We start from the raw sequence: 24,170 nt of genomic DNA, 5'->3' as shown, positions 1-24,170 counted from the left end.
GATCCCGGTGCGAGCGGAGGCCTCTGGCGTGAAACCGCATCCCCCCTTCGCGGCACGCATCGGGAGGGTGGAGGCCGGCTCCACACCCTCCCGGCACCCGATCATGCCGCTGCTTGCAGCGAGTCCAGGCCCTGCCAGTCGGAGCCCTTCCGGTAGCGCGCGGAGACCCGGCCGTTCTCCAGCACGAACAGGTGGAGCCAGCCATTGTCGAACAGGGCGCGCACCGCGGGGTGCCGATCGAGGATCCGGGCGATCTCCTCCTTCGGGGCCTCGATCATCACCGAAAGCCGCATCGGCTCGTGCACCAGGCGCTCGCCGTCGTGCACGCTCTGCCAGGGCAGGCCCGGCCGCAGGCTTCCGCCGTTGCCCTGCACCACGCCGATCCCGCCGACCACGTTGTGGATGAGCTTGTTGCCGCCGCCGAACACGTCGGGCGCAACCGACGAGCCGTAGTATTGCAGGCTGATCCAGCTGGCGACCACGACGGGCGCGGTGAGGATGAGCTCGAGCGTGCCGTAGCCCTTGTCCCGACGCCAGTCGTAGCTGTGCAGGAAGGCCCGTCCGCCGAGGTCGACGCCCGCCGTCGCGCCGCGGGGAGCGGCGATGAAGGCAGCACAGCCGGCGAGGCCCCATTCGGGCCGGGTCTCGGCCCAGTTGATCGCCCGCGCCGTGATCGTCTCTCCCGACGACCCCGGCAGGCGCCTGGCCCGCTCGGCCCGGGTGAAGACGGCCGCCTTGTCGAGCCAGACCCGCGCGCGGCCCATGTCGGCCGTATGGGTGGCGGCCTCGCCGTCCTCGTAGAGCGTCACCGTGTCCGTCGTGGTCTCGTGCAGGCCGGCGACGAACAGGGTGTCCGCCGGGATGTCGATGCCGTGTGCCGGCAGGCCGGCCCTGGTCTCGGGATCGTTGAGGAGCTGGGCCAGGATGCGCGCGGAGACCTCGCCCGTCTGACCTCCGCAGGCCCCGCAGTGATAGGCGCTGGCGTGCGGGTTGTTGGTGACCCTGGCGCCGTGCCCGAGGAGCAGCACCAGGCGGGCAAAGCCCTCGGTCATGCTCATCGCCTTGAGCACCGCGGCTGCGGTGGCCGCCTTGGTCTCCGCGGGAACCGTCGTCTCGAAATGCGGCCTGGGCTGGGGCGCCGGTGCTTCGCCCGCCAGCGCGAGGCTGTCGCGCACCAGTTTCCAGCCATAAGCCGGGCCGGCCGACTCGACGAAGGCGAAGGAGGAGACGGCGGCCTGCCGGAACCGGCCCCAGGCGCGCTTCGCCCGGGCCGCGATCCGCGCGTCCTGCTCCTCCTGCGGCCCCACATGGCTGCAGGAGATCATGGTCGGCCGCAGCAGCACGGGCAGGTGTGCCTCGGCCTCGTCCGTCCCGTGGGCCCGGTGCGCCAGCGGCAGGCCGAAGAAGCCTGCGAAGCCGATGGTCTGGATGCCGGACGCCAGGGTCTCGAGGGCCCGCCGGTAGACCTCCGACCGCACGTCGATGCAGAAGGCGGCCTGCAGGTCGGGCCGGCCGGCCACCGGTGCGGTGCCGGCGAGCGCGCCGGCCAGCCGGCGCTGGTGGGCCCGCTCGCTGGCGTCCTGCAGGATCGCGTCGACCACGTCGTCGGCCGTGGGTGCGACAGGCTCGGCGTGGGCCGCGACGACCTGCCGCCAGGCGGCGGCCACGCCCGGCACATGGGCGAGGAGCGCCTCCTCGAACACCAGCCGGATCGCCAGCAGGTCGGTCACGGTGCTGTCGGTCTCGCCGCCGAGTTCGGCCTGCCACAGGAGCCAGCGGGCGTGCTGGGCCCAGCCGCCGAGATCCATCAGCAGCCGGTGGAAGGCGGTGTTCGCCGCGGCCTCGCCGATGCCGAGCCGGTCGGCGGCGCGCAGGATGGCCCGCTCCGCGGTGTCGGGCGCGGCGCTGACATGGGCGCAGAAACCCTTGAGCCCCGCGATCTCGGGCGTCAGGTCATGGGTCGCCCAATCGCGCCATGCCGCGAAGGCGGTCTTGCCCGGCGCCGGCGACCACAGCGCCTGGCCCCGGTCGAAGTGGCCGGCGGCCCACAGGCCGATCGTCCGCTCGATCACCGCGGGCCAGTCGATGCCCGTCTCGGTGGCGGCGAGGTGCGCCACCGTCGGCAGCGCCTGCGGCAGCTCCCGCTCGGTGCGCAGCCTGGCCTTGAGGGCGGTGGTGTCTCGCGGCTTCAGCGGCGACGGGCTGGCCTCGAGCGCGCCGGCGAGATCCTCGTCGCTCACCGTGCCGGCGGCGAGCTGCGCCGCATGGTCCTTCCGGGCGCGGGTGAGCCTGATGCCCGCCACCCGGGTGAGCCGGGCGGAGGTCGTGGCGAGGTCGTCGCCCGACTGGCCCAGGAAGGGGTTCACCGCGACGGTGGCCGACAGGGGGAACGCGGGCGGGAGGGCCCGCGCCGCGGCCTCGGCGGCATCGAGGAGGCCGGCGATCCGGGTGGGGGCGATGGTCAGGTCCTTGAGGAACATGGCGGTCTCCTGGGAGCAGGGCGTCTGGCGGGAGGCGGGCGGATCACTGCGTCCGGGCGATGCGGAAGCCGCCGATGAGCCGGTCGAGGACGGCATTGAGGTAGAGCCCATTGGCGAGGTGCACGCGCAGCCCCACGGTGGCCGGGTGGTGGGCCCAGAGCGGGAAGAGCGTCTGGGCGACGGCCACCAGGCCGAAGGAGAAGAGCGCGAGCACGATCAGGGCCCACTCCAGCGGACCGGGGGAGGGCGCCTTGGGCAGGGCACCGCCCCACAGCGCGCCGGCCAGGATGTGGAAGGCGAAGTAGGCTACCGCGGCCATCGCCGCCGCGACGGCGGTGCGCTGGGTGAGGGCGCGGGGGGCGGCATCCGCCAGGCCTTGGGCCACGAGGTAGGCGACGCCGAAGATCAGGATGACGCCCAGCGCAAGCGCCTGCGCGGACTTGGGCCCCACGAGCAGGCCGAAGGCGCCCGCCACCACCGCGTAGAGCAGCACCGCCACCGCGAAGGAGCGGGCGACGGCGGCCCCGCCCGGCACCGCGACGGGGCCCGGCCGCCGCTGTGCGGCGACCGCCTCGACCGCGTCTCCCGAGCTCAGGAAGGCGTGGGCCTTGTAGAGCGCATGGGCGACGATGTGCAGCAGCGCCAGCGGCCACAGGCCGAGGCCGCACTGGAGCAGCATGAAGCCCATCTGCGCCACGGTGGACCAGGCGAGCGCCGTCTTCACGGCGCTCTGCGTGAGCATCACCGTCGCCCCGAACAGGGCCGTGAGACCACCGAGCATCACCAGCGCGCCCATGGCGCCCGGGCTCGCCTGGACGAGGTCAGACAGGCGAATGAGCAGCAGGCCGCCGGCGTTGATGATGCCCGCGTGCAGCAGCGCCGAGACCGGCGTGGGCGCTTCCATCACCTCGGTCAGCCAGCCATGGACGGGGAAGGTCGCGGTCTTCAGCGCCGCCGCCAGCACCACCAGCGCCACGCCCACATGGGCGGTGGCCGAGAGGCCGTCCGCGGCCGAGGTCTTGAGGCCCGCGAGGTCCGCCGTGCCCAGGCTCCAGCCGATCAGGACGAAGCCCAGCATCAGCACGACGTCGCCCGCGCTCCACACCAGGGTGAACTTCGCCGCCGCCCGCCGCGCCGCCGGCCTCTCGGGATAGAACAGCAGCAGGTTGCGCAGGCCGAGGCCCACGGCGACGAAACCCGCGACCAGCGTGAGCAGGCTGCCGGCCTGCACCAGCACCAGCACCGCGGCGAGCGTCGCCATCAAGAGGCCGTGGAAGGCGCCCTCCCGGCTCTCGCCGTCGAGGTAGGTCCGGGCGTAGCGCACCACGACCCAGCCGACGAATGCGACGAGGAGCGTCATGGTGGTGCCGATGACGTCGAGCTTCAGGGCGACCTGGAGCGCTCCGCTGCCGAGGGAGACGCCGGTCGTCCCCGCGGCCATGAACTGCACCAGCCCCGCCACCGCTGCTCCCAACGCGCCCAGTGCCAGCCCTTCGGCCACGCGCGGCAGCGAACCGGGACGCCGGCCCGGACTGCGCAGAGCCAGCGCCGCGCCGATGAGGAACAGGAGAGGAGACAACAGGGCGACAGGGATGCCGAGCGACACGGGTGACCTCCGAAGCAGTGTGTCCGGAGGAGATAGGGCGGCGCGCTTATTTTGGAAAATTCATTCTTTCGGCAAAAACGTTCTGTTTTTTGGAAGTGAAAGCGGGTGTAGGGGGAACGCGGTCCATGCTCCAGTGGCGTCGTCATTGCCGGCGTCGCACCGACCGGCCAGGTCAATCCAGCAGCTTGGGTCCGACCAGCGAGATCCAGGGGATGTACGCGATCAGCACCAGCGCGGCGACCATGCACAGGAACATCGGCACGAGCGGCCGATTGGCCCTGTTCACGTCGACGCGGGCGATCTTGCACGTGATCAGCACGAGCACGGCGACCGGCGGGGTCAGCGACCCGAGCAGCAGGCCGAAGGTCATGACCATCGCGAAGTGATAGGGATCGAAGCCGTAGGCGGCGGCGATCGGCTGGAAGACGGGAACCAGCATGACGAGCGCCGGAATGGGCTCGATGAAGATGCCCACGATCAGCAGCACGGCCAGGATCAGGACCATGACGATCGCCGGGCTCGCGGTCATGGCCTGCAGCCAGTCCGCGATCATGACCGGCACGCCCTGCCGTGCGACGATCCAGCCGAAGAGGGCCGCTCCGCCGAGGATGATCATGATGGAGGAGGAGACGACCGTGGCCTCCGTGATCTGCTTCATGAGCCCCGAGAGGCTCGTGCGACGCGACGCCAGCGCGTAGATCATGCCATAGGCGACGGCGATGACGCCGGCCTCGGTCGCGGTGAACAGGCCGGAGACGATCCCCCCGACGATGATGCCGGGCATGATGAGTGCCGGCACCGCTTCGACGAACGCCTTGCGGGCCTCGGCCAGGGTGGCGCGCGGATAGATCTTGAGGTCGCTGGCGCGCGACATCAGCCAGACGGCGCACATCAGGATGAGGGCGATGAGGATGCCGGGGCCGATGCCTGCGAGCAGCAGGGTACCGATCGAGAGGCCCGTCATCGCCCCGTAGATGACCATCACCACCGATGGTGGAATGACAGGGCCGAGGATGGCCGCGGCGGCGTTGATGACCGCGGCATCCTCCGGCTTGTAGCCGTCCTTCTTCATCTCGGGGATCAGCATCGATCCGACGGCGGCGGCGGAGGCCGCCGCCGATCCCGAGATGGTGGAGAACAGCACGTTCGTCAGGACCGTGACATGGCCGAGTCCGCCTTTGAGATGGCCGACGAGAACCCGCGACAGCCCGATCAGGCTGCCCGTGATCCCGCCCACGTTCATCACCGAGCCGGCCAGGATGAAGAGGGGGATGGCCAGGAGCGGGAAGCTGTCCAGCGACGAGTACATCTTCTGGGGCAGCACGATGAGCGGCACGGTCCCGTCGATGGCCAGCGCCACCACCGCCGCGAGGCCCATCGAGAACGCGATCGGCATGCCCAGCGCGATGAACGCCATCAGGGCCAGTACCAGGGTCCAGAGCATCACTCGAAGCCTCCGGTCGATGGCGCTCTGGGCCGCAGCAGGAGCGCGACGACGGACAGGGCCGCGGACAGCGGAATGGGAAGGAAGAACCAGAACCGGGAGAGGTCGAGAGCGGGCGAGTGGACGGGAAAGCCGCGCTGCGCGTAAGCCCATCCCGACCAGGCCAGGACGCAGCAGAACGCGACCGACGCGGCGAGCGTGAGGTAGTGCTTCGCCTCTTCCATCACGGGCGTGGTCGCCGGCACGACGTCCACCACGATCTCCTCATGCGTCCACAGCTGAACGGGCATGCCGAGCAGCATCGACCAGACGAGCAGGAGCACGATGAACTCCTCCGTCCAGAAGAGGGGGAAACTGAATGCGTAGCGGTTGATGACCTGCACGAGGGTCATCAGGATCATGACTGCGAAGCACATCGTCGCAACGGCCTTGACGAGCCGCATGAGACCATCAACCGCGGTGTACATGGGTGGGTCGGCCGTTCAGAGCTTGCGGATCTTGTCGAGAAGGTCGCTCGCCTTGGAGGCCGCCGCGAACTCGTTCTGGAGCGCGGCGAGCCTGTCGGCGAACGGCTTCAGGTCCGGCTCGTTCACGGTGATCTTGCCTTCGGACACGAGCTTCTCGATCCACTGCTTTTCGCGCTCGAAGTGGGCCGAGCGCTGTTCGGTCGCCGTGTCCACGGCCGCCTTGACGATGATGGCCTGCTCCTCGCTCGACATCTTGGCGAGGTTGGCGGCATTCATGGCGAAGGAACCGTCGAGCAGGATGTGCCGGGTCTTCGACAGGTATTTCGTCACCTGGAAGATCTTGAAGGTGTAGCCCACCTCCGCCGTGCCCTCCATGCCGTCGACGACGCCCGTCTGCAGCGCGGCGTACATCTCCGGTGCGGGAACCGGCGTCGGGATCGCGCCCAGTGCGGCGAACGTCTTCACGAACACGGGGGCCTCCGGCAGGCGCATCTTCACGCCCTTGAAGTCGTCCGGCGTGTTGATCGGCTTGTTGCGCAGGAACGAGTAGCGGTAGCCCCCGACCATCCAGTTCAAGACCTTCAGGTTGGACTTCTTCTCGAGCGCCCCCGCGAGCGAGGAGCCGACGTCTCCGTCCACCACCTTCTTCCAGTGGTCGATGTCGCGGTAGAGATAGGCGAGCGCCAGGACCGAAAATTCCGGGACGTAGTTGGCGTAGAGCCCGGACTCGCCGTAGCCCATGTCCAGCGTGCCCAGCGACACGGACTCGATCACCTCGCGCTGGCCGCCGCCCTGCCCGGCGGGCAGGATCTGGATGGTGATGGTCCCATTGGAGGCGGCCGCCACCTTCTTGGCGAAGAGTTCGGCGGCGAGGTGCTGTTCCGACGCGGTCGGCAGATGGTGGGCGAGGCGCAGGGTGCGCTTGGTCTGTGCGCGGACGATGCCGGGCATGGCCAGCGACAAAGCGCCGGCCCCGGCCATCAGCCCCAGAGTGCGGCGGCTTGGATTGGAAAACCTCGTCATGGCGTGTCCTTCCCTCGGTTTGTTGGCCTGAGTTGTCTCAGTGCGTGTGCGGTCGATGCAGCGTACAGGCGGGATTGAGCCGGACCCCGAACCCCGGCTTGTCCAGAACGGAGACTTTCATGCGTCCGTTCTCGGGCACCGGCTCGTCCAGAAGGAGCGGATTGAACATCGGGACGACTTCGTCGGCTTGCGGCGACATCATCAGGAATTCGGCGAAGGGGCTGTTCGCCCTGGTGCAGACGAAGTGGTAGCTGTAGACGCTCGACCCGTGCGGGATGACCGGGACCCCGTGGGCATCCGCCAGGGCCGAGATCCTGATCAACTCGGTGATCCCGCCGCACCAGCCGACGTCGGGCTGGATGATGTCGCAGCAACCCATGTCGAGGAGGAGCCGAAAGCCCCACCGCGTCGCCTCGTGCTCGCCGGTGGTCACCAGCATGCCCCTGGGTACGGCCTTGCGCAGCGCCGCGTAGCCCCAGTAGTCGTCCGGCGAGAGCGCCTCCTCGATCCATTTCAGGCCGTAGGGACGCGTCGCCTCGGCCAGGCGCGTCGCATAGTCGAGGTCGAGCGCCATCCAGCAGTCGAGCATGAGCCAGAAGTCCGGGCCGACCTCCGCGCGCAATCCGGCGATCCCCTCGACGTTCTTCCTGAGGCCTTCCTCCCCTTCCGCCGGCCCATGCTTCAGGGGCAGCTTGCCGCCGATGAAGCCGAGCTTGCGGGCTAGGTCGGGCCGTGCACCCGTCGCGTAGAAGACGAGTTCGTCGCGGACGGGGCCGCCGAGCAACTGGTGCACCGGTTCCTGCCGGACCTTGGCCAGGAGATCCCAAAGGGCCAGGTCGACCCCCGAGATCGTGTTCACCACGACGCCCTTGCGCCCGTAGAACTGCGTCGAGAAATACATCTGGTCCCACATCTTCTCGATGTCGGTGACCTTCTGGCCCTCGAGGAACCGGGCGAGATGCTTCTCCACGATGTAGCAGCCGATCTCGCCGCCCGTGGTCACCGCGAAGCCGACGGTCCCATCGCTGGCCTCGATTTCCACGACGAGCGAGCCCAGCACGTTGATGCCGAAGGACGTGCGTGTCTGCCGGTACTCGGGGTAGCGCGACATGGGGGTCGCGATCTGGGCATCGATCCAGTGGCCGCCCGGCTGGTCGTGATAATCCGCGCCCCCGCCTCGCACGGTGTAAGCACGAACCTGGCGGATCGTGGGGACTCCCTTGGCCTTCGTCATCAGTAAACCGCCCGCCCACCCGAGATGTCGAACACGCCGCCCGTGGTGAAGGACAGGTCTTCGCTCGACAGCCACGCGATCATGGCGGCGATCTCCTCCACCTCGACGAAGCGGTTCATCGGGATCTTCGACAGCATGAACTGGATGAACTCGGGCTTCATCTGCGAGAAGATGTCGGTCTTGGCGGCGGCCGGCGTGATGCAGTTGACCAGGATATTGGATGTGGCCAACTCCTTGCCCAGCGACTTCGTCAGGCCGATGAGACCGGCCTTCGACGCGGAGTAGTGCGACGCGTTGGGATTGCCTTCCTTGCCGGCGATGGACGCGACGTTGACGATGCGGCCATATCCGTTGGCGAGCATCCTGGGCACGACCGCATGGCAGGTCAGGAAGGGGCCGACCAGGTTGACCTCGACCACCTTGCGCCAGACGGCGGGATCGAGTTCCCAGAGCTTGGCGTTGCCGCCGGTGATGCCGGCATTGTTGACGAGAATGTCGATCTTACCGTGGCGCGCAACCACGGCCTCCGTCGACATGGCGACGGCCTCCGCGCTGGTCAGTTCCACGACGTCGGTCGACACGCGACCCCTGGCCGCCAGCGCGGCGGCGGCCTTGCCGAGCGCTTCGCCGTCGATGTCCCACAGCACCACGGTTGCGCCGGAGGAGAGCAGGCGCTCGGCGGCGGCGTAGCCGATGCCCCGCGCGCCACCGGTGACGATGGCAACGCGCGACGACAGGTCGATGGTGGCTTTTCCGGTCATTCCTCACCCAGGGCTTTGGTGCGCGGTGAGGGCCCGCGCATCCCGATTGGGCGGGACGCTAGCGTGACCTATGATAACCGGATAATGAGATTTTCGACTTGATCAATTCCAAAGAGGCATCGATGGCCTTCGATGTTCCGGACATCAGCCCTGTCGTGGGGCAACTGCGTTACCGGCATCTGCGGTTGATCCTCGCGCTCAGCCATACCCGGAACATGCATCGCGCCGCGGAAGAGATGAACATCACGCAGCCTGCGGCCACCAAGATGCTGCAGGAGATCGAGAGCATCCTCGGCGTGCGCCTGTTCGAGCGAACGCAGCGCGCCACCCGTCCCAACGATATCGGGCTGTTCGTGATCGCCTTCGCCGAGGAGGCGATCCGAAGCCTCAACCGGTTCGAGAAGGCGCTGGGCACCCTCAAGCACGGCGGCTACGGCATGCTCGCCATCGGCGCCATCATGGCCACCGCCCCGGACGTCTTGCCGCTGGCCATCGCCGAGCTGAAGCGGCGTCGTCCCCTGATGACCATCGAAGTCTCGACGGTCACGAGCGACCGTCTCCTCGAGGCTCTCGAGAAGGGGGAGCTCGACCTCGTGATCGGCCGCCCGACCGAGCAGCGGCACATGGCCGCCTTCGAGGTCGAGCCGCTCGGGATCGAGGAACTCTGGGCGTTTGCAGCCCCGGAGCACCCGCTCGTGCGGCGGCGTGCGGTGAGCTGGGCCGACATGATGCAGTTCCCCTGGGTGGTGCAGCAATCGTCGAGCCCGATGCGGCAGGTGATCGACGGAACGATCGCCGCCTCGGGCCTGCCGCCCCTCGTCAACATCGTCGAGACCACCTCGATTTTCGCGACGCTCCATCTGGTGCGCCGGGCCGGCATGGTGGCGATCCTGCCGCGCTCGATCGTCGAGGAGGAGACGAGGATCGGCCGCCTGTGCAGACTGGCCATCAGCATCGACAACCCGCTCACGCCCTACGGCATCATCCGCCGAAAGGGCGAGCAGCTGTCTGAAAACGCCGACGAGTTCGTCTCGATCATCCGCGAGATGCAGCTCGGGTGAGGTGGGGGCTGCGGGCTGAAAGGGCGGGTGTCGGTTTGTGCGAAGTTGGGCCGCCGGGCACCTAGCCGGAGGCTGGTCGGCGTCCGCACGGATCCCCTTGTAGCCAGCATCAGTCGGGTCCGTGAGGGCGGCGAAGATCGCGGAGGCGGTCTCCTTCGCGCCGCCGATGGCGAACGCACCCTGTTTTCCGGAGTGCACATGCCGGGGCTGGGCACGCCTTCGCGTCCTTGGGGGTGACGCGCAGCCCAGCCGTCCAGGCCCGGACGAAACCGGTGCATGGCGCGCGGATCCTGCTATGACCACGTCATGCTGCGCGCGTTCTTTGCCTATTATCGTCCGCACCGGGCCCTGTTCCTCGCCGATTTCGGCTGCGCCGTTCTGTCCGGGCTGCTCGAACTGGCGTACCCGCTGGCGGTGAAGGGGTTCGTCGACGTGTTGCTGCCGGCGCATGACTGGCCGCTGATCCTGCTCGCGGCGGCGGGCCTGCTGGCCATCTACGCGCTGAATGCGGGCCTGAGCGTCGTCGTGACCTATTGGGGTCACAAGCTCGGCATCAACATCGAAACGGCGATGCGCGCCAAGGCTTTCGCGCACCTGCAGACCTTGTCGTTCCGCTACTTCGACGAGCGCAAGACTGGCCATCTCGTCGCCCGCGTGACCAAGGACCTCGAGGAGATCGGCGAGGTCGCCCATCACGGGCCCGAGGATCTCTTCATCGCGATCATGACCTTCGTCGGCGCCTTCGCGCTGATGCTGACGGTGCACGTGCAACTCGCCCTGCTGACCGCCCTGATCGTGCCCGTCTCCGTTTTCGTCGTCACCCGCTATGGCGCGCGCATGACGCAGAACTGGCAGGCGCAGTTTGGAAGGGTCGGTGCGTTCAATGCCCGGCTCGAGGAAAACATCGGCGGCATCCGTGTCGTCCAGGCCTTCGCCAACGAGGCGCACGAGAAGACCCTGTTCGCCCGCGACAACCTGGGCTATCGGGCGACCAAGCTCGAGGCGTACGCGATCATGGCCGCCAGCCAGGCGCTGAACTATCTCGGCATGCGGCTGGTCCAGGTCGCGGTGATGCTGGCGGGCACCTACTACGTCGTCGAAGGCACGCTCTCGATCGGCGGCTTCATCGGCTTCCTGCTGCTGGTCGGCGTGTTCTACCGCCCGCTCGACAAGATCGCCGCCGTCATCGAGACCTATCCGAAGGGCATTGCCGGCTTCAGGCGCTATCAGGAACTGCTCGCCACCCAGCCCGACATCGTCGACAAGCCGGGCGCGATCGACGTTCCCACTCTTCGCGGCGACATTCGCTTCGCGGGCGTCGGCTTCGGCTATGCCAAGGACCGGCCCGTCCTGTCGCGTATTGACCTGACGATCGATGCCGGCGAGACGGTGGCCTTCGTGGGTCCCTCGGGCGCCGGCAAGACCACCTTGCTCTCGCTTCTACCGCGCTTCTACGACGTGGACGCGGGCGCCATCACCATCGACGGCGTCGATATCCGCGACATGACGTTGGCCTCGCTTCGCCGGCAGATCGGGATCGTGGCGCAGGACGTGTTCCTGTTCGCCGGGACGATCCGCGAAAACATCGCCTATGGCCGGCTCGACGCGTCGGAAGCCGAGATCCTGGAGGCGGCGCGGCGCGCCCGGCTCGACGCCATGATCGCCGACCTGCCGGCCGGGCTCGACACGGTCGTCGGCGAGCGCGGCGTCAAGCTGTCGGGCGGCCAGAAGCAGCGCCTCGCCATCGCGCGGATCTTTCTCAAGAACCCGCCGATCCTGATTCTCGACGAGGCGACGTCTGCGCTCGACACCGAGACGGAGGCGGCGATCCAGGCGTCTCTTGCCGAACTCTCGGTGGGCCGCACCACGCTCGTCATCGCCCATCGCCTCGCCACCATCCGCAACGCGGACCGGATCGTCGTGATCACGGAAACCGGGATCGCCGAACAGGGACGCCACGCGGACCTCGCCAGGGCGGGCGGTCCGTACCAGGCGTTGCACGAGGCGCAGGCTTCGCCACCCGGCCGCCTGTCCTCCCACGCCGTGCTATAGTCCGGGAAATGCACGGGGATTCGCGATGATCAGGTTCAAGCCGAAGACCGAAGCCGACCGCGATCCGCCCGCCCGTGATCCGGCGGCTGCACCGCGACCGGAGCCGGCGCCTCAGCCGGCGGCCGACACGGCGACGAAGAAGCCCCGGAAGGCGAAGAAGGCGTTCTGACATCCGGGCCCGAGAGCCCCAGTGAATCCAGGCCGAAGGCACGTCCTCTTAACACGAGGACCCCGCCATGCGTCCTGCCGGCCGGCGGGGTTTTCCGCCTGGCCCGGGCGCAGATCGACGACGCGACCAGCGCATTGGTGCCTGAGAGACCAGCCCTTCAGGGCTTCGGTGCAATCAGTGGCGGTGCATCGTCGTCCGCAGGCAGCGGCAGCGTCTCCAGAGCTTTGCGGGCCTCGCCATCCGTCAGGACGGGCGACAAGCCGCCGCCTGCCGGCGGATCCATCAGGTGAACGAGGGAAGGAACCGTCAGGACGAGGATGACGATGGCCAATTGTGCGGCCAGGTATGGCATGATGGCCCGCCAAACGGGAAGGGCCGCGGTGCGTCGGACACCTTGTGCCAACATCAGCGCGTAGCCGAAAGGCGGGGCCATGAAGCTCGTCTGGAGAATGAGCAGGAACAAGACACCCACCCAGACAGCGTCAGTCGCGCGCTCCAGAAGCGGAGGCGCCACGATCGGGACGACGACGAACACGATCTCGAAGGCGTCGAGGATGAGTGCGCTGGCGCCGACCAACGCGAGGACGCCGGCGGTGACGGCGAGGGCACCTCCGGGAAGGCTGCGAACGGCGTCGGCTACGAGCTTGTCCGACCCGAGAACCTTCAGGACCAACGTCAGGGTCGTCGCAGCCACGAGCAGGGCGAACAGCGCACCGGTTCCGCCAATGACCTCGTCGAGGAGACCGACCATGGCGCCTCCGCGTAGCCGGCCGCCAAGTGCTGCGGCCATGAACAGCACGACGACACCGGCAGCTGCGGCTTCAACCGCATAGAAAAGGCCGGTCGCCACGCCGCCCAGCAACCCGGCGACGGCGAGAACCGTAGCCAAAGAGAGCACGATCTCGCCACCAGACAAGGTGATCACGTCGGATCGCGGCGCCGAGACCTTTATCCGACTGGCCGCACCCCAGGCGATGGCGAGCGATGCCAGGACAAAGATTGCGGCAGGCACGAGAGCACCTCGGAACAGGTCCTGAGTGTTCATGATCCGCTCAGACCGACCCATGGCGTTGGATGCGATCGTGTGGGCCGCCATCATCGCGTCCCCGAGGAGGATCAGGACCAGGGACGGCGGGATGACCACCCCGAGCGTGCTGGAGACCACCAGGAGAGCGGAGATGAAGGCCGGCGGAAGGCCCCGCTCTTCGAGCAAGGGCACGACAGAGCGCGACAGGGCCATGACACTGGCGCCCACAGATCCGTTCATGGGGCCCAGCAGCGCACCGAATCCGATCCCCGCGACGGCGGGGGCGGCGCCGGACTTCGGCATCAGGCCCACTGCCGTGCGAAACAGCGCCGAACCGACGGGCAGGCGATTCATGAGCGCGCCCATGAGAACATACAGCGGCAGAGCCTGCAGAAGGTCGCTTTCCAGGAGGTTCACCACCCGGCTTGGCAAGGCGGCGAGAATGGAAGGCGCGATCTGCCCCGTCAGCAGACCACCCAAGGCGCCGACGACGGCCGCGGCGAAGACGACAAGGAATGCGGGCAGCCCTGTGAGAACGAGACCCAGCGCGGCGAGCAGCAAAAGGCCCAGGCCGAACAAGGCCATCAACTCTGACCTCTCGTCCCACGGACAAGGTCGCGAATGCCCTGCAGGACCATGAGGGCGGCCATCAGGGCAGCCGAGAGCTTCACGATCACGTAGCCAGGGTTGCCCGTGTCGGCGAAGCGCTCGAGTTGCGACACCGAACTGGCGTAAAGCGGCCAACCCGCGATGAGCACGAACACTGACCACGGTAGCAACGCCAGGAGGAGACCTGCACGCAGCAGCCAGATCCTCGCTCGTGCAGAATAGCGCTGCGCGAGAGACTCCGCCGCGAGATGGGTTCCACGCCGCGTCGCGGCGGTGACCGCGACCGCCACATAAAGCGCGAACAGCACCTGCCCCACGTCGTTCGCCTCGCGGGCATAGCCGCGAACCAGATCGCGCAGCGGCCACTGGAGGAACAGCAGTACGGAAATGGGTAGAGCCAGCCACGCCGCCGCGCGGACCACCCGCTCGATGATCGAGTCGATTCTGTCCAGCGCACCGCCCTCCGTCACGAGACAGCATGACACGCCATCATCAACGCGACGGCAACGGCTCCGCTAGGCCCGAACGATATCTTCTTCGTAATCTCTCAACCCACCGAAGGGGCATTCGCCTCGCAGTCAGTCCTGAACATTGGGTGCGGCGAGACGCGACACTGAACCGGCGTTGTCCAGCCGGTGCGAAGAACCGATGCAGGAGACAGTCGCGGAGCGACGTCATCGACACATTATTGGTTCTTCTGGTGCTGCCGGAGAGGATTGAACTCGTCTATATCAATAAGTTCTTGAAAAGCCAACAGAATTATTGTCAATCTTTGTGAATGTGTAGCAATGTAGCGTGGCGCTCGATGTTGCAAGACTAGGCTGAAGTGGAAGCGGGATCTTCACAATCTTCTCTGCCTGGCCGCTGGCGTCAACTCGGCTGTCTCGCCACTAAGTCCTTGACACATGTCCGCGATTCGCAATTCAAATGCAGGGTCGGCGGTTGGATGACCGTACGACGATCAGCAACAGGGTCGCTGGATAGCGACACCTACGGAGACGAAAAACATGACGCTCAGCACGCTCGTGCTGCGCCCGCTGTTTGCGCGGCGCATCCCCGATCCGGTCTTCCACGCGAACCCCGAGATCGTCCACCACATCTTCTACGTTCCGGCGCACACGCTCGTTGACGGCATCTCGTATGGACCGAACGCGCGCCGGCCGAATACGAAGAAGCAGGTCTACAAGCGCGTCGACGACAGCCTGCGGAACGAGGACTGTCTCCCGAACACCTTCCACCTGAAGAACCTCGGCATTGTCATCAATGCGGCCTCGGTCAAGCGCATCAACGACAACGAATATCATGTCGAGTTGCCCGACGAGGAGCAGCACGGAGTGCTCAACGGCGGGCACACGCTCGACCTCATCGTCAAGAACCTTAACGAACAGGCCATCAAGGGCCAGTTCGTGAAGATCGAGGTTCGGACCGGTGTGCCCGCCGCGTGGCTCGCCGAGATTGCGGGCGGTCTGAACACCGCGCTGCAGGTCGAAGACATGTCGCTGGATGACCTTGCCGGTGCTTTCGACTGGATCAAGGACGAGTTGCGCGGCGAGCCCTACTACAAGGACATCGCTTGGAGCGAGAACGACAGCGGAACCTACGATGCCCGTGACATCGTGAGCCTGCTGACCTGCATGAACATCGGCCTCTACCCGAACTCGACCAGCGGCAGCCACCCGGTTGAGGCTTACGAGAAGAAGTCGAAGGCACTCGACGCTTTCCGCGATGACCATGAGAGCGGTGACGACGAGTTCATGAAGCTGCGTCCGCTTCTCAAGGAGATCCTGCGGCTCCATGACATCATTCGCCAGGACTTCGCAGTCGTTCATAACAAGAACGGTGGCAAGGCTGGCCACCTCAAGATCATGAACACGAAGGACGAGAAGGCGAAGACGGAATTCCCCTTCTACTTTACGGGCAAGAAGGCGAAGATGCGCCTGCAGACCGGGGCGCTCTACCCGATCCTGGCTGCGTTCCGCTGGATGGTCGAGGAGGGCGACGACGGCAACTATCGTTGGCGCGGCGGATTCGACGCAGTGCTGAAGCGTTGGAAGGACGTCGGGCCGGATCTCGTCCGCAAGACGATCGAGCGCAGCAAGGAGCTGGGCGGCAACTCGAACGCGATCGGGAAGAGCCGGACGCACTGGGAGACACTCCACCAGTCGGTCGCCTTCCGCGACCTCATGGCGAACCAGGCGGCGCTTGCCAGCTAGTTGACGGAAGGGCCGGCTTTGACCGGCCCTTTCAATTTCTAAGTCTTCGAGAGTATGCGCAAGGTATTAGAAGCCTATTACTTGATCGTGGAACTTCCGTTTGTCTAATAGGTATCCTCAACAACTGAGGATAATTCAATGAGCATAGAAGCATCGGGCTGAGGTCACGATATGGGATCCCGCAAGCTCGCGTTGATCACGCTGCCTGCACATGAAAGTCTCTCGCCAATCGAGGCCAAATCCAAGTCGGAGATCTACCTCAAGGGTAACGGGCACCTCGAGATCGTCTTCTGCATGAGCGTCCCGCAGGGCCTGAAGGGCGACTACAAGACGCGCGTGTCGTTGTCGCCGTCGGACTTGGCGATCCTGATCTGGATCTTGATCCGCAACTCGCCGTTCTACTGGTTCTTCCGCACGCTGGCGGGTCTCGCCGGCCGGGAGTTCAAGAGCAAGTTGGTGCGTGTGGGGCGGCTCGCCATAGCCCCACATCGCCCTGGTTATAGCCGAGGTTCCGGTTGCCGTATTGAAGCGAAATCTGCGTGAACTCTTCCGGTAGTCCGTAGCGGGCGGGAGGAAGCGGGGCTGCACAAGTGCCCCGCTTTCTGCGCATCCCATCAGCCGACCGTCATGCGAGCCACCTCGTTCGGCCGCGCTGCCTTTTCGGTGTTCTGCCAGGCGAACACCACATCGACCTTGATCCTCATCGTGCGAGCGAGATTGTAGGTCGCTTTCCAGGCCGAATTGGCGTCGAGGCCTTGGATGGACAAGCCAACCTCCGGCAGGAACTTGTAGCCGTTGTCCACCTTCTCGCCGACGTACGAGTTAGCGGAGATCATGTTCTTCAGTTCCTTCGCCGTCTTGCCCTTCTTCGCCGCGATCTCGACGACCTTCAAGAATGCAAGGTTCCAATAGGCCTGCGCCGGCGGCATGATCTCGCCGTCGATCTCGATCGATTTCGGCGTCGTGTAGGACAGGTTCGGCGGAGATGCTGCGCTGACCAGGGGAACGCCTGGCATCGCGTCGGGCTGGGCCGCTGTCGCGTTCTGAGCGGCTTCGTAGTGGTCGAGGATGCGATTCACGACGGAGTCGACGGTGTCCACGAACGGCTCGGCGTAAACCGCCAGACGCTTGAGGGTTGTGGCGGAAAGATCTGTTCCGGGTGTCATCGAGTTGCCCTCCCTGGGCTCTGTTACGATGGCGCCATCGTATGGTCGTATAGGGCTATGTCAAGTGTCGAAGCGTATGGAATCATTTAATACCGTATGAGGCCGTATGATCCGGTTTTAAGCTTGGCGGAACCCCGCCTTTCCAGACCTCAAAAAGCATCCGCTCTGCGTGGCTCCGGAAGCCGTTCAGAGAGCCTCCTGCGGCAGGCGCTCGCCTCGGCGCCATCCTGGGTGCGGGATCGGGCTTGGCAGCTTCCACGGGCCGCTCTGAGTCCACGGCGCGGTGCTTATGCAGGTAGTCGCTGATCTAGGCGCGCTCGGCTTCGTAGAGGCGCTCGGCGACGGCGCGGGCCGGCCGGGAGACATAGAGCTTCTTGTCGCCGAGCTGGGCGCTCGCCTGGTTCATGTTCTTGGCCAGGTAGTTTGCGACGGTGTCCACGTCCGCGGGCGTGGGCAGAGCCTGAATGTCGAGCTGCCGGCCGGCGCCGCGCTTGTGCGACCAAGTGCCGCCAGCGGCGAGGAACGCCTCGCGTGCGCGAAGAAGCTCGTTGTCGTCCATGATGATGATAATGTGCTGGTGGAGCCGCCTGTGCTCGTCGCCTGCGACAATCAGGAAATCGGGAACATAACCAAAGTTCTTTTTGAAGGCCTTTGCCAGGTTCCGACGGTTGTGATCGAGGAAGCCGGCCGGGTCGGCTTTCGCTTGGGCTTCGACGGTGGGGTTGAGGTTGAGCGTGGCGAAGTGCGGCTTGTTGAAGGGGGCCACAGCACGGCCTTTGACGACGCCCTTCTCGGCTTGCCCTTCGTGCTCGACTGCACCTGGATTGGCAGACAGGTCCCCGCCTCCGGCCGCTGCGCCTCCGAAGGCTGCGCCTGCTCCTGACACCGGTTAGCTCGCTGATGAGCCAGCCTGACACATCTGCATTGGATTGCCGACTTCGGGCATCCCATCGGGCTTTTCATTTGCTGGCGCATCCCTAGCGACCTAGTCGCGCTCGACGCGTGCTAATTCTTAAATGCCTGCGCCTTCCTCTCCCCAGTAGGCTGGGCCGTGGTTGCCGAGATGGCCGCCAACTATGCCGGGTCCGCGCACTCGGGTCCGGCCTATCCTTGCGATGCCAGGAGCAGCGATGCCCCGTGCAGTTCCGGCAGCAGGGCCGATTGCCGTATGCGAGCCTGCCTACTCTACCTGGCATGGATTCGCGGTGTGACCGGTGCCACAAGGCTCAGGCAACATGCCCGATGTCCGACACTTGGCCTAAACTTATCGCGCATGGTGCCCTGATGGTCCCCCGAAAAGCAGCGGTAACCGCTGGCGCCCGAAATCGGAGGTAAGTCATTGATCTTGCTGGTGCTGCCGGAGAGGATTGAACTCTCGACCTCTCCCTTACCAAAGATGCCTTTCCAACGCTTCGGAGCGCTACGCATGTGTAGCGAGCGAACGCACACCCATTGAATAATCGGGTCTTTTCTCGTCACTGTGCGCTACGTCGTGCTACCGTCGGTTTGCGTTGATCCGCGGAGTGGTGGTGCCCCGGTGGTGCCATGGAGACGAAAACGCAGGGACCGGATATGCCGAAAGCCAAGCTTACCGACGCTGTCGTTGCGAAGGCCAGCCTACCTGAGGATGCCACAGAAGCAGTCTTGTGGGATACCGAAGTGACCGGCTTCGGGCTTCGTGTCACCGCGGGCGCAAAGACCTACATCGTCAGCTATCGGCCCCAGGGTGGCGGCAGGGCAGCGACGAAGCGCCGGGTCAAGCTTGGCAACCCGCACACGATCAAGACGGCACAGGAGGCCCGGAGGCTAGCGCTGGCGGTGCTCGGCAAGGTGGCGGATGGGAAAGATCCTGCCGCCGAGCGCGCCCGCGAGAAGCGGCGCGGCGGGGCGAAGGTGACAGACCTGCTCGACCGCTACGAAAAGGATCTGGAGCGCCGGGCCTACGTGAACCGCACAACTGTCATGAGCGGCCTCAGGACGCGCCTCGCAGCCTTCGCCCAGCGCGATGTATCCGAGCTGACCGGCGCCGACATTGCGGCCATTGTCGAGCGGCTGGAGGCTCAGGGCAAAGCCGGCGCGGCACAGGACTTCCGATCACGCTGCAGGGCCTTCCTGTCGTTCTGCCATGCCAAGGCGCACGCCATCCCTGCTCACCCCATGCTGGGCTACCGGAAGGAGCGCGCGACCCGCGCCGAGGCCGTCGAGCGGGTCGGGCGTGAACGGGAGCTGTCAGCGGTCGACCTCGCCAAGGTGTGGAATGCCGCCGACCCGGCGACGGTGTTCGGCCGGCTCATCCGCTTCCTGATCCTGACGGGCTGTCGCCGAGGAGAGGCAGCCGGGCTGCGGCGTGACATGATCGACGCAAAGGCGAAGGTGATCCGACTGCCGGCCGTTTTCACGAAGCAGGGGAGGGGCCATGTCGTCCCGATCGAGCCGACTTTGGCAGCGCTGCTGAAGGCCTGCACTATGGACGCCCGGAGCCCGGAACTGGTGTTCCCGTCGCCCCGGTCGGGGGGCGTCATGAAAGGCTGGACGAAGCTCGTGGCTGGCCCGTGCAAAGCCAGCGGAGTGACTTTCACGCTCCACGACTTGCGGCACACCTTCCGCTCCGGCCTCTCACGCCTTGGCATCGATCCGGACACCGCCGAACTGGCACAGGGCCATGCACGACAGGGGCTCGAGGCAATCTACAATCACGACGATGGCCTCGACCGGTTGCGGCCGGCCTTCGCAAAGTGGGCAAAGCACGTCAGCTCATTGGTTGCCGCCAAGAGCGGAGCGACGTGCCAACAAGCCGGATAGCGCGGGCGCTGAGAATTTGAGGCCAGAGAAATAATCGTTCGCCCCAGGCCGAAATCTAATTGCGCCTTTTGTTGAGTTCGGCTGGCTTCAGGACTCGAGTTGGGCGCAACAGGCGTTCACTAGATATGGTGTCCATTCGGAGACCCCTTGCGACACCTTTTGCAAAAGCCAATAGCTACATCACGGTACACACTGTGAGGTTCAGCTATGGCTTCCGCAACAATCCAGTCAACTTCGGTCAGCATGCGCCGGCTGCACAAGCCGAAACCTATTCCCAATCTTGCGGCGCTCCCGCCGGAAGCCTTCCTCACGACAAAGCAGGTTGCTCAGGTCAGCGGCTTCAGCGAACAGACCGTTCGGAAGTGGGGCTTTGTGGGCCGCGGTCCAAAGCTGACGAAGGTAGAGGGTTGCCCGCGCTATCGGGTGCAGGACGTACGGGCCTGGATGGCCGGCGACGCATCCCGGGCCGACCTCTTTGCCGATGAACCTGCGGACGCTCGTCATGGGTGAGGCACGGCACAGCCTTGTGAGGCCTGCGGCCAACCCGCCAGCCGGCTCGCGGTTGGCAAATCTCGCTGACCACTTCGACAAGCTCATGGCCGAGGGGGAACCCGAGCTTTATGAACTCATGCTGCAAGGGGCGGATCGAAATGCCGAAGATTTTCTGATCCGGCACAACGTGGCCCCTGGCAGCCCCGATATGGAAGCGATCAAGCCCTTTGTGGCGAGAGAGTTTCGGTTGGTGACGCTGGACTACCTGCGGGGTCCCCAGAAGCCCCCGAAGCGGGGCAATCCCGGGGGTAACTCTACAACTGAACTGATCATATTTGCGGAATACACTCGTCAGATTGAAGAGTTGCCGCGTGGATCAAGCCGCAACCGACTGTCGGAAGCTACAGCCCAAGCGCTGGGGCCTGGCGTTGCAGCACATCATGTTCGGCCTATTGCTCGAAAATTCTCCCGGCTCCTCGGAAGCATTGATGAAAAGTGGAGCGAAGCACTGCTGCTAGCGATCATCTGCTTCCGCGACACAATCGAAAAATTTGACGACCACACGCAGCGCCGCCGGCTCCGGCGTCGTCATTAAATGCCGCGCCCCGGCCCGTTTAAGCCGAGAACGGCAACGGCGATTCTCCGATCGACACGCGCCGGAGGCTGACAAAATGGATACGAAAAACGTTGGCGAGGGTGTCCGCTGGGAACAACGCGAGTTCGTCACGATCCGCGAAGCCCAGGACATCCTTGGGTGCTCACGCTGCCGGATCCAAAATGCGTGGATCAGCGGGAAGATCGAGCTTCACGAGCCTGCCACAGGTGGCCCCAGGGTGATTGCCGTGGCTGACGTGAAGCGCCTTGCCGCCGCAGCACGGCCGATAGACCGCCCCGGATTCCGCCGCGGCCGGCCGATGCTGAAGCTCGTCATCGACAACGGTTGAAAAGAAAAGGCGCCGCGAAGGCCTGCCAGCCAGCGGCGCCAATGTAGGATAATCAGACGATGGAAAACGTAAGGGCGGATGCTCCCGAAGTCAATATTGACGGGGCTGTTGAATTTCTTGAAAGCGTCGAGTGCGTTGGCAGAATAGCCGTTGCTTGCATTGATCCGAGCGGCATCAATAGGACTTCTGGGGAGACTTTTACACTCCCGTTTGAGCGCCCGAAATTGCGCAAATGGCTGTCTCGTCACAACGGGACACACAATCTTTATTTTCGCACCAATGAGCCCAAGCCTGTGGCTGAACAGACAGGCGCACGGGGGTGCTGCAATGAGGATGATATAAGCCTCATCAGGGCCATCAGTGTGGATCTGGATCCAATCGCTTCTGTAGAGGCAACGCCGGGCGGGCTGGAGCGAGAGCGGGCAAGGCTGCACACCATTGCCGATGAATGGCGCGAGCACTTCGTGCTGTCTCCTACGTTCATCGTAGACAGCGGCGCAGGCATCCAAATGCATTGGCGGTTTGAGGAACCGCTGCCGAACACAGTCACCAATCGAGCCGCGGTGAAGGCGCAGGCGCGCGGGCTGCAAGAGCTTTTCGGGCCGGGGGCTGACAAGGTGCAAAGCGTCGAGCACCTGTTCCGGATCCCGTTCACCGTCAACATCCCGAATGCTGGAAAGATTGCGAAGGGCCGCACCGCGACCGCCGCCAGGCTCATCCACGCCGACCCGGGGAGCCGGTACACGCTCGCCGGCCTCTCGCGCTTCGTGCAGCCGTTAGAAGCACCCGAGGTAAGCCCCGCGATCGATCGCCACGACTTCGACTTCATCGCGGTCCTGGACGCGGCGGAAGCGCCGGAGACGATGCCGGAGCACCTCAAGGTCATCGCCGCGGACCTGCGCCGGATCAAGTCGGTTGCCGTCATGCTGGCGGGCGACGCGGATCGGTCGAAGCGTGACTTCCACATTGCGTGCTTGTGCGTCGAGCGCGGCCTGTCCGAAGCCACAGAGATTGGCCAGGTCACGTTCTCCCTATCGCCCGCGAAGCTGCTCGAGAAAGAGGAGGCAGGGCGGGGTGAGCAATACGCATTGTATACGGTCTCGAGGGCGCTGCAGACGGCAAAGCCTCGCCTGACGAAGGATGTGTTCTCCGACGAAAGCCAAGCGGCTCTGCAGGCGCCGCAAATGGCTCCCGCGCCCGCAGATTGGGATCATCTCGACATCACGTTCCCGATCGACGTGAAGAGCATCAAGCGCCGGGAGTGGCTCGCCAGCGGTGCCACCCTCAACATCCCCGACGGCGAACCCGTCTTGCTCGCCGGCCCGCCGAAGGTGTCGAAGTCGGCCTTCGTGAACGGCCTTGCGCTGAGCGTAGCTTCTGGCGATCCGGTCTACCTCTTCGGCCAGGCGGGTGCGCAATTCTGCCGCTTCAAAGCCGGCCGCGTGCTCATCGTGAACAACGAGGACACCCGGGATGAAATCTTGCGGCGCCTTGCCGCCATAACCAATGCCGCCGGCCGTGCGCCGGCCACAGGGAAGCTGAAGGTGTGGGCAGGCGGCGACGCCGGCAGGCAACCCTTGCGGGTGCTGCAGCGCGAGCAAGGGCGACTGACGCCAGGGGCCGGCTACGATCAACTCCGATCCCTTGCCAGCCACTTCCAGCCGAACCTGATCGTTTTCGACAGCCTCGCCAGTATGTCGATCGGACTTTCGGAAAATGACAATGCCGAGATGGATTTGCTGGTTCGCACCCTCGCGGAGATCGCCGCATTGTCCCGAGCTACGGCGCTCATTATCCACCACACGAGCAAGAGCAAAGCCGGAAGCGCAGGCGACCAGACGGCGGCCCGCGGAGCTGGAGCCCTTTACGGCGCTGTTCGGGCCGGGCTGACCCTGATGCCGGTATCGGAAGAGGATGCCGAGGCGGCGCAACTTCCGCCCGGGCATCACGTCCGGCTGGACGACAGCGGCGGCAACTACAGCGCCAAGGATGACAAGGCCCAGGTATTTTCGGTGTACGGCGGAGACGTGGGCAACGGAGAGGAAGAGGGCTCGAGGCCGCGCGATGCTGCTTCGGTCTTTCACCGTGCGCCGTCCGACAAGGCCGCGGTGCTCCGCTACATCGGCGCCTTTAAGTTCGGGGCACGCGGCCCAGGCAAACGGGGAAAGCAGTCCACAGGGGGCGTTGAAGATGGCGCTGCTCTCCCGGCCATGCTCGCGCGCGCAATCAGCAACGTGCTCGGCGAAGAAGCCGAAATGGAATTCAAGGCGAGCGTCAAAGAGAGGGTCGGCGCTGAGTTGGTGGCCCGCGGTTACACGGGCGGTGTCTCAGTGTCCGCAATCGATAAATTGGCTCGCGAGCACATCTCGGCATCGGGCGTGGAAATCGAGGAAGGCGGACAACTTGTCCTCATCTACAGGCGGCCGAAGAGCAAGACGGCTAAGTCGCAGACCCTTATTGGCCGTGAGGTTCGCAGCATCGCAGGTGAAGGCGGCTGCGATGTTTGAGAAGCTTGAAATCGTTCAACAATTCGGGATTTTTGGCCAGCTTCGCAGCTTCGCATTTTTGTTTGGCTGCGAAGCTCGAAAAAACCCAACGATATCAATGCTTCGCAGATCGC

Annotated in this window: 20 protein-coding genes; 9 read left to right on the top strand and 11 right to left on the bottom strand. The window is 65.4% G+C overall.

All coding sequences use genetic code 11. The features are described 5' to 3' along the window. Positions 1-101: 101 nt before the first annotated feature. The 7 genes from Q0Q47_RS07880 to Q0Q47_RS07850 form a co-directional block, all read right to left on the bottom strand. Complete coding sequence (locus Q0Q47_RS07880; protein ID WP_293857043.1) at positions 102-2,480, bottom strand: YbcC family protein; 2,379 nt, start codon at positions 2,478-2,480, stop codon at positions 102-104. A gap of 43 nt (positions 2,481-2,523) precedes the next feature. Beyond that, a complete protein-coding gene (locus Q0Q47_RS07875) occupies positions 2,524-4,086 on the bottom strand; it encodes a proton-conducting transporter membrane subunit (protein ID WP_293857040.1) in 1,563 nt (520 codons plus the stop codon). 172 nt (positions 4,087-4,258) lie between these two features. Beyond that, positions 4,259-5,530 (bottom strand): TRAP transporter large permease, encoded by a 1,272-nt coding sequence (locus tag Q0Q47_RS07870; RefSeq protein WP_293857037.1) that lies wholly within the window; start codon positions 5,528-5,530, stop codon positions 4,259-4,261. Further along, positions 5,530-5,997 carry a TRAP transporter small permease gene (locus tag Q0Q47_RS07865; protein WP_293857034.1) on the bottom strand — a complete coding sequence of 156 codons (468 nt, stop codon included), beginning with the start codon at positions 5,995-5,997 and terminating at the stop codon, positions 5,530-5,532. The genes Q0Q47_RS07870 and Q0Q47_RS07865 overlap by 1 nt, the downstream gene beginning before the upstream one ends. Positions 5,998-6,012: 15 nt before the next feature. Then, complete coding sequence (locus Q0Q47_RS07860; protein ID WP_293857031.1) at positions 6,013-7,020, bottom strand: TRAP transporter substrate-binding protein; 1,008 nt, start codon at positions 7,018-7,020, stop codon at positions 6,013-6,015. A 37-nt stretch (positions 7,021-7,057) separates the two neighbouring features. After that, the gene (gene rhmD / locus Q0Q47_RS07855) at positions 7,058-8,254 is read right to left on the bottom strand and encodes an L-rhamnonate dehydratase (RefSeq protein WP_293857028.1); all 1,197 of its coding nucleotides are present in this window, start codon (positions 8,252-8,254) and stop codon (positions 7,058-7,060) included. Further along, positions 8,254-9,015 (bottom strand): SDR family NAD(P)-dependent oxidoreductase, encoded by a 762-nt coding sequence (locus Q0Q47_RS07850; RefSeq protein ID WP_293857025.1) that lies wholly within the window; start codon positions 9,013-9,015, stop codon positions 8,254-8,256. Before Q0Q47_RS07850 ends, rhmD begins: the two co-directional genes overlap by 1 nt. Before the next feature lie 122 nt (positions 9,016-9,137). Between Q0Q47_RS07850 and Q0Q47_RS07845 the strand changes: the two genes are divergently transcribed. Together Q0Q47_RS07845 and Q0Q47_RS07840 are read left to right on the top strand one after the other, a co-directional pair. Continuing rightward, a complete protein-coding gene (locus Q0Q47_RS07845) occupies positions 9,138-10,076 on the top strand; it encodes a LysR family transcriptional regulator (RefSeq protein ID WP_293857022.1) in 939 nt (312 codons plus the stop codon). A gap of 306 nt (positions 10,077-10,382) precedes the next feature. Beyond that, positions 10,383-12,128 (top strand): ABC transporter ATP-binding protein, encoded by a 1,746-nt coding sequence (locus tag Q0Q47_RS07840; RefSeq protein WP_293857118.1) that lies wholly within the window; start codon positions 10,383-10,385, stop codon positions 12,126-12,128. A 326-nt stretch (positions 12,129-12,454) separates the two neighbouring features. Here the strand turns inward: Q0Q47_RS07840 and Q0Q47_RS07835 are convergent, their stop codons facing one another. Next, on the bottom strand, positions 12,455-13,909 hold the full coding sequence (locus tag Q0Q47_RS07835; RefSeq protein WP_293857019.1) for a TRAP transporter large permease subunit: 1,455 nt from the start codon (positions 13,907-13,909) through the stop codon (positions 12,455-12,457). Next, positions 13,909-14,403 carry a TRAP transporter small permease subunit gene (locus Q0Q47_RS07830; protein WP_293857016.1) on the bottom strand — a complete coding sequence of 165 codons (495 nt, stop codon included), beginning with the start codon at positions 14,401-14,403 and terminating at the stop codon, positions 13,909-13,911. The genes Q0Q47_RS07835 and Q0Q47_RS07830 overlap by 1 nt, the downstream gene beginning before the upstream one ends. Positions 14,404-14,958: 555 nt before the next feature. Here Q0Q47_RS07830 and Q0Q47_RS07825 point away from each other — a divergent pair. Then, a complete protein-coding gene (locus Q0Q47_RS07825) occupies positions 14,959-16,146 on the top strand; it encodes an AIPR family protein (protein ID WP_293857013.1) in 1,188 nt (395 codons plus the stop codon). A gap of 171 nt (positions 16,147-16,317) precedes the next feature. Next, a complete protein-coding gene (locus Q0Q47_RS07820; RefSeq protein ID WP_293857009.1) occupies positions 16,318-16,689 on the top strand; it encodes a hypothetical protein in 372 nt (123 codons plus the stop codon). Between the two features lie 71 nt (positions 16,690-16,760). Here Q0Q47_RS07820 and Q0Q47_RS07815 read toward each other — a convergent pair whose 3' ends face one another. Together Q0Q47_RS07815 and Q0Q47_RS07810 are read right to left on the bottom strand one after the other, a co-directional pair. Beyond that, positions 16,761-17,312, bottom strand: a complete 552-nt coding sequence (locus Q0Q47_RS07815) for a hypothetical protein (RefSeq protein ID WP_293857006.1) — start codon at positions 17,310-17,312, stop codon at positions 16,761-16,763. A 307-nt stretch (positions 17,313-17,619) separates the two neighbouring features. Then, positions 17,620-18,198 carry a hypothetical protein gene (locus Q0Q47_RS07810; RefSeq protein WP_293857003.1) on the bottom strand — a complete coding sequence of 193 codons (579 nt, stop codon included), beginning with the start codon at positions 18,196-18,198 and terminating at the stop codon, positions 17,620-17,622. A 659-nt stretch (positions 18,199-18,857) separates the two neighbouring features. On the opposite strand from Q0Q47_RS07810, the gene Q0Q47_RS07805 reads away from it, so the two are divergent. The 5 genes from Q0Q47_RS07805 (at position 18,858) to Q0Q47_RS07785 (ending at position 24,057) form a co-directional block, all read left to right on the top strand. Further along, positions 18,858-20,114 carry a site-specific integrase gene (locus Q0Q47_RS07805; RefSeq protein ID WP_293857000.1) on the top strand — a complete coding sequence of 419 codons (1,257 nt, stop codon included), beginning with the start codon at positions 18,858-18,860 and terminating at the stop codon, positions 20,112-20,114. A 207-nt stretch (positions 20,115-20,321) separates the two neighbouring features. Continuing rightward, positions 20,322-20,624 carry a helix-turn-helix domain-containing protein gene (locus tag Q0Q47_RS07800; protein WP_293856998.1) on the top strand — a complete coding sequence of 101 codons (303 nt, stop codon included), beginning with the start codon at positions 20,322-20,324 and terminating at the stop codon, positions 20,622-20,624. Next, positions 20,617-21,201 carry a hypothetical protein gene (locus Q0Q47_RS07795; protein ID WP_293856996.1) on the top strand — a complete coding sequence of 195 codons (585 nt, stop codon included), beginning with the start codon at positions 20,617-20,619 and terminating at the stop codon, positions 21,199-21,201. Before Q0Q47_RS07800 ends, Q0Q47_RS07795 begins: the two co-directional genes overlap by 8 nt. Before the next feature lie 76 nt (positions 21,202-21,277). Further along, the gene (locus Q0Q47_RS07790) at positions 21,278-21,550 is read left to right on the top strand and encodes a hypothetical protein (RefSeq protein ID WP_293856993.1); all 273 of its coding nucleotides are present in this window, start codon (positions 21,278-21,280) and stop codon (positions 21,548-21,550) included. Positions 21,551-21,609: 59 nt separating this feature from the next. Then, positions 21,610-24,057 (top strand): AAA family ATPase, encoded by a 2,448-nt coding sequence (locus Q0Q47_RS07785; RefSeq protein WP_293856990.1) that lies wholly within the window; start codon positions 21,610-21,612, stop codon positions 24,055-24,057. Positions 24,058-24,170: the final 113 nt, after the last annotated feature.

This window comes from uncultured Alsobacter sp., from assembly GCF_945952055.1.
In the GTDB taxonomy this organism is placed as follows: domain Bacteria; phylum Pseudomonadota; class Alphaproteobacteria; order Rhizobiales; family Beijerinckiaceae; genus Alsobacter.
This window is presented reverse-complemented; position numbering and strand designations above follow the sequence as displayed.